The sequence below is a fragment of the Bradyrhizobium sp. USDA 4538 genome, from assembly GCF_024171045.1.
GTDB lineage: Bacteria > Pseudomonadota > Alphaproteobacteria > Rhizobiales > Xanthobacteraceae > Bradyrhizobium > Bradyrhizobium australafricanum.
The window spans coordinates 503,770-516,769 of record NZ_JALJZE010000001.1; the positions used below are offsets into that span (position 1 = coordinate 503,770).

The 13,000-nt window shown below is 65.3% G+C and carries 13 protein-coding genes; 8 read left to right on the top strand and 5 right to left on the bottom strand.

Annotated features, from left to right (window positions below):
- Positions 1–14 precede the first annotated feature (14 nt).
- The 6 genes from scpA (at position 15) to J2R78_RS02215 (ending at position 5,571) form a co-directional block, all read left to right on the top strand.
- A complete protein-coding gene (gene scpA, locus J2R78_RS02190; protein WP_253609542.1) occupies positions 15–2,171 on the top strand; it encodes a methylmalonyl-CoA mutase in 2,157 nt (718 codons plus the stop codon).
- Positions 2,172–2,205: 34 nt separating this feature from the next.
- Positions 2,206–2,502 carry a nucleotidyltransferase family protein gene (locus tag J2R78_RS02195; protein ID WP_092079466.1) on the top strand — a complete coding sequence of 99 codons (297 nt, stop codon included), beginning with the start codon at positions 2,206–2,208 and terminating at the stop codon, positions 2,500–2,502.
- Position 2,503: 1 nt separating this feature from the next.
- A complete protein-coding gene (locus J2R78_RS02200; protein WP_092079463.1) occupies positions 2,504–2,848 on the top strand; it encodes a DUF86 domain-containing protein in 345 nt (114 codons plus the stop codon).
- Positions 2,845–3,630 carry an RsiV family protein gene (locus J2R78_RS02205; protein ID WP_256558766.1) on the top strand — a complete coding sequence of 262 codons (786 nt, stop codon included), beginning with the start codon at positions 2,845–2,847 and terminating at the stop codon, positions 3,628–3,630. The genes J2R78_RS02200 and J2R78_RS02205 overlap by 4 nt, the downstream gene beginning before the upstream one ends.
- Before the next feature lie 304 nt (positions 3,631–3,934).
- On the top strand, positions 3,935–4,927 hold the full coding sequence (gene meaB, locus J2R78_RS02210; protein ID WP_253609543.1) for a methylmalonyl Co-A mutase-associated GTPase MeaB: 993 nt from the start codon (positions 3,935–3,937) through the stop codon (positions 4,925–4,927).
- Positions 4,924–5,571, top strand: a complete 648-nt coding sequence (locus J2R78_RS02215; protein ID WP_253609544.1) for a pyroglutamyl-peptidase I — start codon at positions 4,924–4,926, stop codon at positions 5,569–5,571. The genes meaB and J2R78_RS02215 overlap by 4 nt, the downstream gene beginning before the upstream one ends.
- Positions 5,572–5,603: 32 nt before the next feature.
- Here J2R78_RS02215 and J2R78_RS02220 read toward each other — a convergent pair whose 3' ends face one another.
- Positions 5,604–5,894 carry a hypothetical protein gene (locus tag J2R78_RS02220; RefSeq protein WP_057015652.1) on the bottom strand — a complete coding sequence of 97 codons (291 nt, stop codon included), beginning with the start codon at positions 5,892–5,894 and terminating at the stop codon, positions 5,604–5,606.
- A 261-nt stretch (positions 5,895–6,155) separates the two neighbouring features.
- Between J2R78_RS02220 and J2R78_RS02225 the strand changes: the two genes are divergently transcribed.
- On the top strand, positions 6,156–7,256 hold the full coding sequence (locus J2R78_RS02225) for an IS30 family transposase (protein WP_253609545.1): 1,101 nt from the start codon (positions 6,156–6,158) through the stop codon (positions 7,254–7,256).
- A 137-nt stretch (positions 7,257–7,393) separates the two neighbouring features.
- The gene (locus tag J2R78_RS02230; protein WP_253609546.1) at positions 7,394–8,767 is read left to right on the top strand and encodes a TIGR03808 family TAT-translocated repetitive protein; all 1,374 of its coding nucleotides are present in this window, start codon (positions 7,394–7,396) and stop codon (positions 8,765–8,767) included.
- A gap of 77 nt (positions 8,768–8,844) precedes the next feature.
- Here J2R78_RS02230 and J2R78_RS02235 read toward each other — a convergent pair whose 3' ends face one another.
- The 4 genes from J2R78_RS02235 to J2R78_RS02250 all read right to left on the bottom strand — a co-directional run bounded on the left by J2R78_RS02235 (position 8,845) and on the right by J2R78_RS02250 (position 12,896).
- The gene (locus tag J2R78_RS02235; RefSeq protein WP_253609547.1) at positions 8,845–9,336 is read right to left on the bottom strand and encodes a TIGR03809 family protein; all 492 of its coding nucleotides are present in this window, start codon (positions 9,334–9,336) and stop codon (positions 8,845–8,847) included.
- 551 nt (positions 9,337–9,887) lie between these two features.
- A complete protein-coding gene (locus J2R78_RS02240; protein WP_253609548.1) occupies positions 9,888–11,573 on the bottom strand; it encodes a S8 family serine peptidase in 1,686 nt (561 codons plus the stop codon).
- A 37-nt stretch (positions 11,574–11,610) separates the two neighbouring features.
- Positions 11,611–12,330: a hypothetical protein gene (locus J2R78_RS02245; protein WP_050387103.1), complete on the bottom strand. Its 720-nt coding sequence runs from the start codon at positions 12,328–12,330 to the stop codon at positions 11,611–11,613.
- Positions 12,327–12,896 (bottom strand): sigma-70 family RNA polymerase sigma factor, encoded by a 570-nt coding sequence (locus J2R78_RS02250; RefSeq protein ID WP_016843228.1) that lies wholly within the window; start codon positions 12,894–12,896, stop codon positions 12,327–12,329. Before J2R78_RS02250 ends, J2R78_RS02245 begins: the two co-directional genes overlap by 4 nt.
- Positions 12,897–13,000: the final 104 nt, after the last annotated feature.

A 13,000-nucleotide genomic window follows, 5' to 3' on the forward strand; every position in this document is an offset into this window, starting at 1 on the left:
GAGGAAGCCCAGGGATGACCCGCATTCCCAATTTCGCCGATGTCGCCTTCCAGCCCGTGGCCAGTACGGCCCCGGCTGCGAGCGCCGAGCCGTGGCTGACGCCCGAGGGCATCCCGGTGAAGCCCGTCTATGGCGAGGCCGATCTCGAAGGCATCGACTTCCTCGAGACCTGGCCCGGCATCGCGCCCTATCTGCGCGGCCCCTACCCGACCATGTATGTCAACCAGCCCTGGACCATCCGGCAATATGCCGGCTTCTCCACGGCGGAGGATTCCAACGCGTTCTATCGCCGCAACCTCGCGGCCGGACAGAAGGGCCTGTCGGTCGCCTTCGACCTCGCCACCCATCGCGGCTATGACTCGGATCATCCGCGCGTCTCCGGCGACGTCGGCATGGCCGGCGTCGCGATCGATTCCATCTACGACATGCGCACGCTGTTTGCCGGCATCCCGCTCGACCAGATGAGCGTGTCGATGACCATGAACGGCGCGGTGCTGCCGATCCTCGCGCTGTTCGTCGCGGCTGCCGAGGAACAGGGCGTGCCGCCGGAGAAACTGTCGGGCACCATTCAGAACGACATTCTGAAAGAGTTCATGGTGCGCAACACCTACATCTATCCGCCGGCGCCCTCGATGCGGATCATCTCCGACATCTTCGCCTACACCTCGCAGCGGATGCCGAAATACAATTCCATTTCCATTTCCGGCTACCACATGCAGGAGGCCGGCGCGACGCAGGACCTCGAGCTCGCCTATACGCTGGCCGATGGCGTCGAATATCTGCGCGCCGGGCTTGCCGCGGGCCTCGACGTCGACCGCTTTGCGCCGCGGCTGTCGTTCTTCTGGGCGATCGGCATGAACTTCTTCATGGAAGTCGCCAAGATGCGCGCCGCGCGGCTGTTATGGGCCAAGCTGCTCAAGCAGTTCAATCCGAAGGATCCGCGCTCGCTGTCGCTGCGCACCCATTGCCAGACCTCGGGCTGGTCGCTGACCGCGCAGGACGTGTTCAACAACGTGATGCGCACCACGATCGAGGCGATGGCGGCAACGCAAGGCCACACCCAGTCGCTGCACACCAACGCCCTGGACGAGGCCCTGGCGCTGCCGACCGACTTCTCCGCGCGTATCGCCCGCAACACCCAATTGTTCCTGCAGCAGGAGAGCGGCACCAACCGCATCATCGATCCCTGGGGCGGCTCCTACTATGTCGAGCGGCTGACCCGCGATCTCGCGCAGAAGGCCTGGGGGCACATCCAGGAGGTCGAGGCGCTCGGCGGCATGGCCAAGGCGATCGAGGCCGGCGTGCCGAAGCTCAGGATCGAGGAAGCCTCCGCCAAGACCCAGGCGCGGATCGATGCCGGCCGCCAGGCGGTGATCGGCGTCAACAAGTTCAAGCCCGAGAACGAGAAGCGGATCGACGTCTTGAAGGTGGAGAACTCCACCGTGCGTCGGCTGCAGATCGACAAGCTGGCGCGGCTCAAGAAGGAGCGCAACCAGAAGGACGTCGATGCGGCGCTCGCCGCGCTTACCCGCTCGGCGGGCGAAGGCAACGGCAATTTGCTGGCGCTGGCGATCGACGCCGCTCGCGCCAAAGCCACCGTCGGCGAAATTTCGGACGCCATGGAAAAGGTGTTCGGCCGCCACCGCGCCGAGATCAAGTCCATCACCGGCGTCTACAAGCGAGAGGCAGCGGCGATGTCCAACAAGGTCGAAAAAGTGCAGGCCCTGATCGATGCGTTCGAGGAGGCCGAGGGCCGCCGCCCGCGCATCTTGGTCGCCAAGATCGGCCAGGACGGCCATGACCGCGGCCAGAAGGTGATCGCATCCGCCTTTGCCGACGTCGGCTTCGACGTCGATATCGGACCGCTGTTCGCAACCGCCGACGAAGCTGCGCGGCAAGCGGTCGAGAACGACGTCCACATCCTCGGCGTCTCCTCGCTCGCCGCGGCGCATCTCACCGCGGTGCCGGAATTGAAGGCGGCGCTGAAGAAACACGGCCGCGACGACATCATGATCATCATCGGCGGCGTGGTGCCACCGCAGGATTACGACGCGCTCTATGCCGCCGGCGCCGAGGCGATCTTCCCGCCGGGCACCGTGATCTCGGATGCCGCCGAGGAGCTGATCCACAAGCTCAACGCCCGGCTCGGCCATAGCGCGGCGGCGGAGTAGATGATAGATTAGCGGGATTGCAAGGTCCCAAACCATGACACGCGAAGAGATCGTGGCAGCGATACGAGAGAATGCCGATGCCATCAAGGCAGAGGGCGTGTCGAAGCTTGCGATCTTTGGATCGCGCGTGCGCGGCGACTATCGGCACGACAGTGACGTCGATGTGCTGGTTGAAGTCGAGCCCGATGCCTCGTTTTCGCTACTCAACCTGATCGGCGTCGAGCATATCATTGAAGACGCGACGGGCTTGCAGGCGCAAGCAACGATGAAGCGATCCCTTCCTCCTCGCCTGGCACAACGAATTGCCGACGATATTCTCGAAGTATTCTGACGTGCAGCCAACCGTTGCAGACCGCATAGGCCACATTGCCGCAGCGATCGATAGCATTCGGGACATAACGGCCGGGCAAACCCGCGAGAGCTTCACCAGCAATCTGGTGATGCGGCTGGCCGTGGAGCGGCTGCTTGAGATGATCAGCGAAGCATCAAGGCACATTCCAACCGATTTGAAGGCCAAGGAAACAGGTATCAACTGGAGGCGATTGGCCGATCTCGGAAACTGGTTGCGCCATGCCTATCATCGGACCGACGCTGGCTTGTTATGGATCATGATTGAGGATGATCTGTTGCCATTGAAGGCGTTCGTCGATCAACTCGCCAGGGAATCGAAGCATTGACTATCATCGTGAAGTGGGCCGTTGCCCTGATATCGGGCTTCGTCTTCATTTCCCTCGCCATCGCCGCAGACCCCAAGCCTGATGCCACGATCAGGAACGCAAGCATCGAGGCCAACGTCTATCTCGACGACAAGATCAAGGCAGACAGCGCGCTGGCAGCCGGCTACCTCGCGGAAGGCAAGAAGTGGATCGAGAAGAATGCCGCCGCGGCTGCGGCCGACCGCAAGCAGGGGCCTGAGCTTTTCAAAGATCGCGGCGGCTACTCGTTCGAACGCAAATACTCCGAGCGCTCCGTCGTCGACGGCCGCTATGTGAGCGTGCTGCGCGACGACTACATGGACACCCACGGCGCGCATCCGAACTCCGACGTCAACACCATCCTGTGGGACACCACGGCGAAGAAGCGCATCAGCATCCGTCCCTTCTTCACCGAGACGACGGACAACGGCCCGACTCTGACGGCGATGCGCAAGGCCATCGTCAGCGCGCTCAACGCCGAGAGGAAGCGGCGCGGCGCCGGCGAGACCGCAACCGCCGAGTGGTACAAGGAGTTGAAGCCAACCCTGCTCAAGATCGGCGCCGTGACGCTGGCGCCGTCGACCGTGTCAGGCAAGAGTTCCGGCCTCACCTTCCACTACCCGCCCTATGCCGTCGGCCCCTACGCCGAAGGCCAGTATGTCATCTTCGTTCCGTGGGAGACGCTGAAGCCCTATCTGACGCCGGATGGCGCAGAAATCTTCGCCGGCGCGCGGCCGAAGGGCGATGCGGACGAGCAGCAATAGTTCGTAGCCCGCATGAGCGAAGCGATATGTGGGGCCGGTTTCCCCTGACATCGCGGAGCCTGTCATCGGGCGCGCGTTCGCGCGACCCGTTGGCTCACCCGGGCTACGGGTGTCTGCACGATTTCTGGATAATGGAAGAATGCCGCTGAGTTGCCCGACGTGTCAAGTAGCCTTGTCGCACGCCGGCTGCCAGCCGCCGGCTCCTTTGCAAGGGGTTGTTTTCGACATTTTGGCAGTGCGCCCCTGCGACGTGCCGATCCGCGTTCCCCTCGCCTGCCATGGCCAGCCGTTGTAAACCAACACCATGACCTCACCGAAGCCTGCCGCTCCCGACATCAGCGCCCTCGCCAAGGACCTCCGTGCTGGCCACCGCGCCGCGCTGGCGCGGGCGATCACGCTGGTCGAGAGCCGGCGCGGCGACCACCAGGCGGCGGCGCGCGAGCTGGTGCAGGCGCTATTGCCCGACACCGGCAAGGCGGTGCGGGTCGGCATCACCGGCTCGCCCGGCGTCGGCAAATCGACCACCATCGATGCGCTCGGCATGTTCTTGATCGAGCGCGGCCACAAGGTTGCAGTGCTGGCGGTCGATCCGTCCTCGGCGCGCACCGGCGGCTCGATCCTCGGCGACAAGACCCGGATGGCGCGGCTCGCCGTCTCCGACCAGGCCTTCATTCGCCCCTCGCCCTCCTCGGGCACGCTCGGCGGCGTCGCGGCGAAGACCCGCGAGGCGATGCTGCTGTGCGAGGCCGCCGGCTTCGACGTGGTGCTGGTCGAGACCGTCGGCATCGGCCAGTCCGAGACCGCGGTCTGCGATATGACCGACTTCTTCCTGGCCTTGATGCTGCCCGGCGCCGGCGACGAGCTGCAGGGCATCAAAAAGGGCCTTGTCGAGCTCGCCGACATGATCGCGATCAACAAGGCCGACGGCGACAACCTCAAGCGCGCCAACCTCGCCGCCGCCGACTATCGCAGCGCGCTGCACATCCTGGCACCACGCTCCGAGCACTGGCATCCGCCGGTGGAGACCTATTCCGCGCTGACCGGCGCCGGGCTCGACCGGCTCTGGCAGAAGATCCTCGACCACCGTACCGCGATGAACGCCTCGGGCGAGTTCGCCGGCCGCCGCAGGGAACAGCAGGTGAAGTGGATGTGGTCGATGCTGGAGAGCCGGATGATGGCGCGGCTGCGCTCGGATGCCGCGATCCGCGCCAAGGTGAAGAAGATGGAGGCCGAGGTCGCCGGCGGCCGCATCTCGCCCGCGGTCGCTGCCGAACAGATCGCGGAGATGCTGCATTGAGCGGCAGGCTGCGCATCCTCGTCACCGGCTTCGGGCCGTTCCCGGGCGCGCCGTTCAACCCGACCATGCCATTGGTGAAGCGGTTGACCGCCCTGCGCCGCCCGGCCTTCGACGACGTCGCATTGTCGAGCCACATCTTCGACGTCACCTACGCCGCCGTCGATCGCGAATTGCCGGAGCTGATCGCACAACATCGCCCGCAAGCGCTCTTGATGTTCGGCCTCGCCGGCCGCACCGGCTATCTGCGGATCGAAAGCCGCGCCCGCAACGCGGTGACGACGCGCTTCCCGGATGCCGGCCGCCAGCATGCGCGCAAGGGATCGATCGAGGGCGGCGCCGATGCGCGCTTGTTCGGGCCTCAAACTGAAAAATTGCTGCGCGCCGTGCTGGCGACCGGGATCGACGCGCGAGCCTCGCGCGACGCCGGCAGCTATCTCTGCAACTACCTGAGCTGGCGCGCGATCGAGGCCGTGAACCACGACAATGACTTGCGCCTCGCGCAATTCGTCCACGTTCCGCCGCTCGCCCATGATGGCACGGCAGCGCCCGGCAAATCATCCATCACGCTGGAAGCGCTCGTCGATGCCGGCGAGGCCATGCTGATGGAGCTGGTGAAGCTAACGCGGCAAGCCGCACGCGCGTGAGCGTGCGGATTGGGTGGTGCAAGTGCACGCCCCTAGTTGGCATCCTCCAACTCACGCGTACGCAAGCTGCGCATCATTTCAATAAATTCAGGCTCCGCAGGATCGATCTTGCGGAATCTGTAAGGTTCGAACCCAATCATCGGAGGAGGTAACGCGACGCCTGCTAGCCCGACGGTCAGACTCCCCGTCCAGGTCGTCCCGATGAAATTGACACGGTAGATGCGCCCCTTGTGCAGCAGATGATGGATGGGCACTACCGGCCCAATGGCTCCCTTCTTCGGGCCATTGTCGATGCAGACAACCAGGTCTCCTACGTCAAACACCGGTCTCTCCTCTCAAGCCAGCGGGCGAGCAATACTCCAGACGCGTCAACCGTAGACCCCGGCAAATACTAAAATTGGATCGAATGACGAGGTCTGCAACGGCCATTCAGTGTCGTCCCGGCGAAGGCCGGGACCCATAACCACGAAAGATCATTGTTGAGCGTCGCTGCAATGACGAGTCCCGTTCACAACACAAGCCGCGGCGTATGGATCCCCTGAGTTCACAAACGAAGTGCAACACTTCCTTGAGGAGGTGTTGCCATGGGGCGGACTTACAAGCAGCTCTCTCTGGACGACCGATGCGAGATTGCCTGCCTATCGGCCAATGGCAGCTCGGTCCGGCAAATCGCGGCAGCTCTGGATCGCTCGCCATCAACGATCTCGCGGGAACTGAGGCGCAATCGGGGGAGCCAGGTCGGCTACAAGCCGAGCTATGCCCAGCACCAGATGCGAGCGCGGCGCTGGACGGGCGGACGCCTCGAACGGGAGCCCGGCCTGCGCCGCGCGGTGTTGCAACGCCTTCGCCGCGGCTGGTCGCCCGAGCAGGTCGCTGGCCGGCTGGCCCGCGAGTGCGGGCGCAAGGTGATCTCCCACGAGACCATCTACCGCTTCATCTATGGCCAACTCAGGCGCACCACGGACTTCAACTGGCGGCGCTATCTGCCGCGCGCCAAGAGCAAGCGCGGCTGCCGCGGCAAGCGGGGCGGCAGCCCCGCAAGCTTCATCGAAGGCCGTGTATCCTTGGCAAATCGGCCGCTCGAAGCGGCCGACCGCAGCGTGCCCGGACACTGGGAGGCCGACCTGATGATGTTCTCGAAATACGGTCAGGCCGTGCTGACCGTGCACGAGCGCACCTCGCGGCTGCTGCTCGGCATCCGCCTTGCCAGCAAGGTCGCGCGCGGTGTCGCCCGCCATCTCGTGGGCTTCTTCGCGACCCTTCCACAAGAGCTGCGCCAGAGCGTTACCTTCGACAACGGCACCGAGTTCGCCGGTCACCTGGCGCTGCACCGCCTCTCGATCGCGACCTTCTTCTGCGATCCCCATGCCCCCTGGCAGAAGGGTGGCATCGAGAACGCCATCGGCAGGATGCGCCGCTTTATTCCCCGCAAGACGGATCTCGTAACCCTCTCGACCGCCAGGTTCCGCCAGTTCATCGCCGCCTACAACAACACCCCGCGCAAATGCCTTGACTACCGCACGCCTGCCGAGTCCTTTGCTCAAGTGTTGCACTTCGAATGTGAATCCACCTCCCGGCCTTCGCCGGGACGACGCCTGGGAAGGAGCCGTGGGCCCGCATCTCCCCGGTGTCGGGCCCGCGCATGCGCGCGTGATGATACCGGGGAACGCCTGTTTGACACGTGAATCGGTTGCACCCGCGATTAACCCTACCGCCAACAATCGCCCCGCTGCGTCGGCGTGTTCACCATGCCGCGCCGCCTTTCGCGCTACCACTCGACCCGCGAACGTCACCGCTCGCGAATGTTGCGAGGGCCTTGCCCATGGACGTCAACCGCCGCCATCTGATCGGAGTAACCGCCGCCGGCGCAGCTGGCGCGCTTGCGATGTCGCCGGACGCCGCGCGTGCCGCCGCGCCATCGACCGGCTCGCTCGGCCGCGACGTCACGCAATATGGCGTGCACCCCGGCAGCCCCGACGACCAGACCCGCAATTTGCAGCGCGCGATCGACGACGCCGCGCGGGCGCAGGTGCCGCTGGCGTTCCCGCCCGGCGTCTACCGGACCGGCCCGTTGCGGCTTGTGCCCGGCAGCCAGCTGATCGGCGTGCGCGGCGCCAGCCGGCTGGTGTTCAACGGCGGCGCCTCGCTGCTGGAAGGCGAAGGCGCCGGCGGCGTCGTCCTGATGGGCCTCAGCTTCGACGGCGGCAACGTCCCGCTGCCGAACCGGCGCGGCCTCGTGCACTGCCTATCGGGCCGCGACATCCGCATCACCGATTGCCGGTTCACCGGCAGCGGCGGCAACGGCATCTGGTTCGAGCAGATGTCGGGCGACGTCAGCAACAACGTCTTCACCGAGATCGCGACCACGGCGCTGGTGTCGTTCGACGCGCTGGGCCTGATGGTGTCGCGCAACACCATTAAGGGCACCAACGACAACGGCATCGAGATCCTGCGCACCGCGATCGGCGACGACGGCTCGATCGTCGCGGACAACCGCATCGAGGACATCAAGGCCGGCCCCGGCGGCTCCGGGCAGTACGGCAACGCCATCAACGCCTTCCGCGCCGGCAACGTGATCGTGCGCGGCAACCGCATCAAGAACTGCGACTTCTCGGCGGTGCGCGGCAATTCGGCCTCCAACATCCACATCACCGACAACAGCGTCAGCAATGTCCGCGAGGTCGCGCTCTATTCGGAGTTCTCGTTCGAGGCCGCTGTGATCGCCAACAACACCGTCGACGGCGCCGCGATCGGCGTCTCCGTGTGCAATTTCAACGAGGGCGGCCGCATCGCTGTGGTCCAGGGCAACATCATCCGCAACCTGCTGCCGAAGCGCCCTGCAGGCACCGACCCGAACGACGGCGCCGGCATCGGCATCTATGTCGAGGCCGACAGCACCGTGACCGGCAATGTAATCGAGAACGCGCCGACCTTCGGCATCGTCGCCGGCTGGGGCAAGTACCTGCGCGATGTCGCGATATCAGGCAACGTGGTCCGCAACGCCTTCGTCGGCATCGGCGTCTCGGTGGTGCCGGGCGCCGGCACGGCGCTGATCAACAACAACATGATCTCGGAAACCCCGCGCGGCGCGGTGGTCGGGCTCGACCATGCCCGCCCGATCACGCCGGATCTGTCGGCAGGCGGCGCCCAGCAATATGCGCAGCTCGTGGTCGGCGCGAACGCGGTGCGGCGCTAGATCCGAAAAAGGGCGAAGCGGTTTTTCCTCGCGACAAGCACGGAGATCACGCTCAAAAAATAAGCGAGAGCGGTCGCCTACAGCGTGTTGCGCAGCAGTGGATAGCGCCGCTGGATGGTGTCGAGATCGAGCACCGGCGGCGGCATGACCGGCGGCATCTCCAGCGGCGGCGCGTCGGCGACCGTGGGCGGCTGCTCCAGCACCTCGGCCGCCGTTTCCAGCGCGGCCGCGACCGCCTTAATCGCCGCCTCGGCCAGGACCGCAGCCTCCGGCCGGCGCTCGGGCGGCGGCGAGATGTGGGGCGGCGGCAGTTTCGACCTGCCGCGGCCGAGCCAGGACAGATCGATCGGCGAATTGTCGAGCGAGGCTTCGCGGGTCAGCAATTCGCGCCAGATGTCGACCGCGGCGCGGGCTTCCCTGATGTTCTCGAGAAAGGCCTGCTCGCTGTGATAGCGCCGCCAGCGCCCGGTATCGAACAGTTCGGTAAGGTGCTCCAGCCTTTGCTCGGCGAGGTTGCACCAGCGTGCAACGATCTCCTGGCCTCTGGCCACGTCGGTCCGATGTGTCATTCAACTTGCCCGCAGGAAAAGAAACGGACGCAGACGCAACCGAACCGAATCAACTGGACGTGACGCCGATATTCTGTGGAAAAGGTAAATAAAGTCTAACTAAATTCTTAATCGCAAACGGGCGATCGAAGAAGTCCGCTCTACTACGGAGTTTCTCGCGCGAACTGCCTTCAAGTCATCGACTTGCCATGGTGGCGATGCGCACCGCTCCCGGGCAACGCACGGCGGAAAGATCCACAGCAAACCGCCGCCGTCGCGCGTCGCCCATCCCGTTGCGATCGGTCGGCGCCATCGTGCCGCGCACCGTCGAGTCCGACACGCAAGGGTGCCCCCAAAATGAAAGACCCGTCCGGGGGGACAACCGGACGGGTCAAAGCCATATGGGCGCTTGGGGTGGATGGGCGCTCGCGCCTGATATAGCCGGGGAGGGTTAAACCGCTCCCACACACATAAGTCGTGAGAGGAAGGCGGACGTTCAAATCGCCGGCGATTTTTTTAACCTTCTCGCGCCGCGGTTCCATCGCACCGTTGCAGGCGTTCGGCGTCGAAAATCATCGCGCAGCACGGCGATTTGCAGCGGAATCCTCCGATGCGATCGACGGCGGGGGTTCATTCGACGTGCGGCTCACGGAAGTGTTATTGCCGTCGGCCTGCTGTGCAGGCTGCGACGGTTTGCCCGCGGCAGAGGCAACGGGAGCACTGGTCGCCGCCATCACCGCGGCAAGCGCATCCGCTTCCCCTGCACCGAACAGATCGTCACGTCCAGGTGTCCCGAGATCGCGCGCCGTGCTGGTCAGGACCCGTCGCACCTCGGCGGGCTTCAATGCCGGATTCCGTTCCAGCACCAAGGCCGCGATGCCGCTGACGAACGCGGCCGAAAACGATGTGCCCGACATCAGCTGGTATTTGCCGTCAGGCACCGGCACGAGGAGGTCGACGCCCGGGGCCGCCAACGCGATATGGCTGCCGCGGTTCGAGGCCGCCACCAGCCGGTCGTCGGCATCGGTGCCACTCACCGCGATCACGTCGGGATGAGCGGCCGGATACAGCGGCGGCGATGTCGCGCCGGCATTGCCGGCCGCGGCGACCAGCACGACGTCCCGCATCACGGCAGCGGCCACCGCGCGCTCGACCAGGGCGTCCTTCGGTCCGGCGAAGCTCATGTTCACGATCTGCGCGCCATGCGCCACCGCGTAGTCGAGGCTCCTGAGGATCACAAAGGAGGTGCTCCCGGCGCCGCCCGCGACCGCACCGAAGGCGTGGATCGCCAGGATCCGCACTTCCGGCGCGCTCCCCGTGAGCCTGACACGCGCCGCAATCGCGCCGGCAATGGCGGTGCCGTGGGCGTTTGGAGCATCCTTGCTGCCGAGCGCATCGAACGTATCGGCGACCGTGTTCGCCAATTCCGGATGGGCGGCGTCGACGCCGGAATCGATCACGGCAATGGTGACATTCATCCCGCGCGCCAGCTTGTGGGCCGCGGGCAGATGCAGCTGTGTCTGGGCATATTGCGCCGGATCGCTGCCGCCCGACGCCTTTTGATCCTGCAACGCGTAACGGTAGTTGGGCTGTACGGAGCGGACGCCGGCATCGCTTGCGAGCTCGCGGCTCGCCATTTCGGCCGAACGATTGCCCTGGATGCGGAACAGGCCGATCGTCGCACCCAGCAGCGCGACGTTCTGCGAGGCGATCCGCCTCAACCCATGACGGCGCGCGAGTGCATCGGCCTCCGCCTCCGTCAATGCACCGTCGATTTCGGCCACGAGCTCATTCGGCACGGTTCGCACGCTCGACGCATCCTGCGCACGCAAACTGCCGCCACCGCCGGCCCTGCCCTTCCGCGTTGCGCCCTTGCCGCCGCCGTTGCCGGCAACCGGCCGGTCGGAACATTGGCCGCGATCGCCGTCATCGCAGCTGGCAGAGAGACGGGGCGCGGGGCGCACGGGGGACGGCACGCGCAATCGCGGCCCATCGTCGGTCCACGACGTGGCCGGGCCGCGGTCCACCGATGGCGGCGGCATGCGGCCAACTGAGCCGCCGAACCCGCCGGCGGGATTGCCACCAAGCCTTCCGATACCGGGATTGGCCCGCATCCCGGGCGAGACCTGTGGCGCGCCACCGGTCGGCGATCGCATGAAATTCTGGGCGGAGGCGGAGCCGGCAACACAGACCAGCAACAAGGCTGCGGCTGCGCCGATCGCGTGGTTCGTCAATCTGGTCCGGCCGTTAGCGGCCATGGTGACCTCAACTCGGCGCAGAACCGTCAGCCGCCGACTACGGCGTTTCGACCGCGAGGCTGACGATCTTCTCCTTCTGCAAACGCGCAATCAGCGCAGCGACGCTGCTCTTGTCCATTGCGCGGAACTGCAGCCGGAACATCCCGCCCTTCCCGTCGAGGATCGAGGCCTGGTAATTGTCGAGTAGCGACGTGATGTCGGCGACCCTGGCATCGGGTGTGAAGCGCACCAGCAGCCGGGTCGGCGTCGCCGCCACGCTGGCGCCGAGGTCGCGGGTGATCGGCGCACTGGGCGCGACCGGCGCACTGCGCTCGGCGACATCGAGCGACGCCGTCTGGAACAAAGCCGGCTGGCTGCGCATCAGCACCGCGCCGATCACGCCCGCCTGCAACAACACCACGACCGCACCGAGGCCGGACGACCACGCCAGCGTCCGCGGCGACAATTTCGAAAAGAACTCCGAGACAGAGGCCGACATGCGCGCGCCCATCGACGGCTTGTGCTCCGGCTCGGCATCGATCGCGGCGAACAGCTTCTGCATCGCGCGCGCCGAGGGCGCACCGAGGCTCTCGTTGAGGCCGATGGTCTCGGCATATTCCTCGCGAATGACGGCATATTGCCGGGCGAGCTCCGGATCGCTCGCAAGCGCGTCCTCGACTCGGCGCGTGTCACGCGCGTTCAGCGTGCCGGCCGCGTGCCAGGGCAGCAGCATCTCGATATCGTCAGGCTCTTGCACCTTTGTTCTCGCAGCCATCATGGCCAACCTCGCTCGACACCGGCTGCCTTCAGCAACTCGGCAAGTTTCTTGCGCGCATAGAACAGGCGCGTCTTCACGGTATTCTCCGGAATCCCCACGATCTCAGCGACGTCTTCCACGGATTTCTCGTGATAGTAGACAAGATCGACAATTTCCCGATGTTCCGCCGATAGTCCCGTCAGGCACCTACGCAGCGTGTCACCGGTGTCCTTCTTCTGCACCACCGTTTCCGGATCGTCGGACGTGTCCTCGATCGCGTTCGCGGCCTCATCGTCCAGCTCGGCGTCCTTCCTTCGCCGCAGCGAAGACAACGCCTTGAACCGGGTAATCGCCAGAAGCCAGGTCGAAACGGCGGATCGTCCCTCAAACTTGCCCGCCTGACGCCACACGTCCAGAAAGACCTCGCTGATGAGATCTTCCGCCACCTGTTCGTCCCGCACGAGCCGAAGCCCGAAGCGGTACACCCTGACATGGTGCCGCCCGTACAGCACCTGCATGGCAAGCCGGTCGCCTTGAGCGATCCGAGCGATCAGAACGTCGTCTGAAGCCGCCTGTGTCGCGCTCAATGCCCGTCTCGCAAAGTTGGTCTGAAGGGGGCGGTGCGTGGTTCGACGCGAGAGCCAAGATTCTTCACATTACGGCAATGTCCGCACTGCATGTGTGATCTATG

Excerpts from the sequence above, each read along its gene's own strand:
- scpA (WP_253609542.1), top strand. The coding sequence starts at position 15 with ATGACCCGCATTCCCAATTTCGCCGATGTCGCCTTCCAGCCCGTGGCC.
- J2R78_RS02195 (WP_092079466.1), top strand. The coding sequence starts at position 2,206 with ATGACACGCGAAGAGATCGTGGCAGCGATACGAGAGAATGCCGATGCC.
- meaB (WP_253609543.1), top strand. The coding sequence starts at position 3,935 with ATGACCTCACCGAAGCCTGCCGCTCCCGACATCAGCGCCCTCGCCAAG.
- J2R78_RS02225 (WP_253609545.1), top strand. The coding sequence starts at position 6,156 with ATGGGGCGGACTTACAAGCAGCTCTCTCTGGACGACCGATGCGAGATT.
- J2R78_RS02230 (WP_253609546.1), top strand. The coding sequence starts at position 7,394 with ATGGACGTCAACCGCCGCCATCTGATCGGAGTAACCGCCGCCGGCGCA.
- J2R78_RS02235 (WP_253609547.1), bottom strand. The coding sequence starts at position 9,336 with ATGACACATCGGACCGACGTGGCCAGAGGCCAGGAGATCGTTGCACGC.
- J2R78_RS02240 (WP_253609548.1), bottom strand. The coding sequence starts at position 11,573 with ATGGCCGCTAACGGCCGGACCAGATTGACGAACCACGCGATCGGCGCA.
- J2R78_RS02245 (WP_050387103.1), bottom strand. The coding sequence starts at position 12,330 with ATGATGGCTGCGAGAACAAAGGTGCAAGAGCCTGACGATATCGAGATG.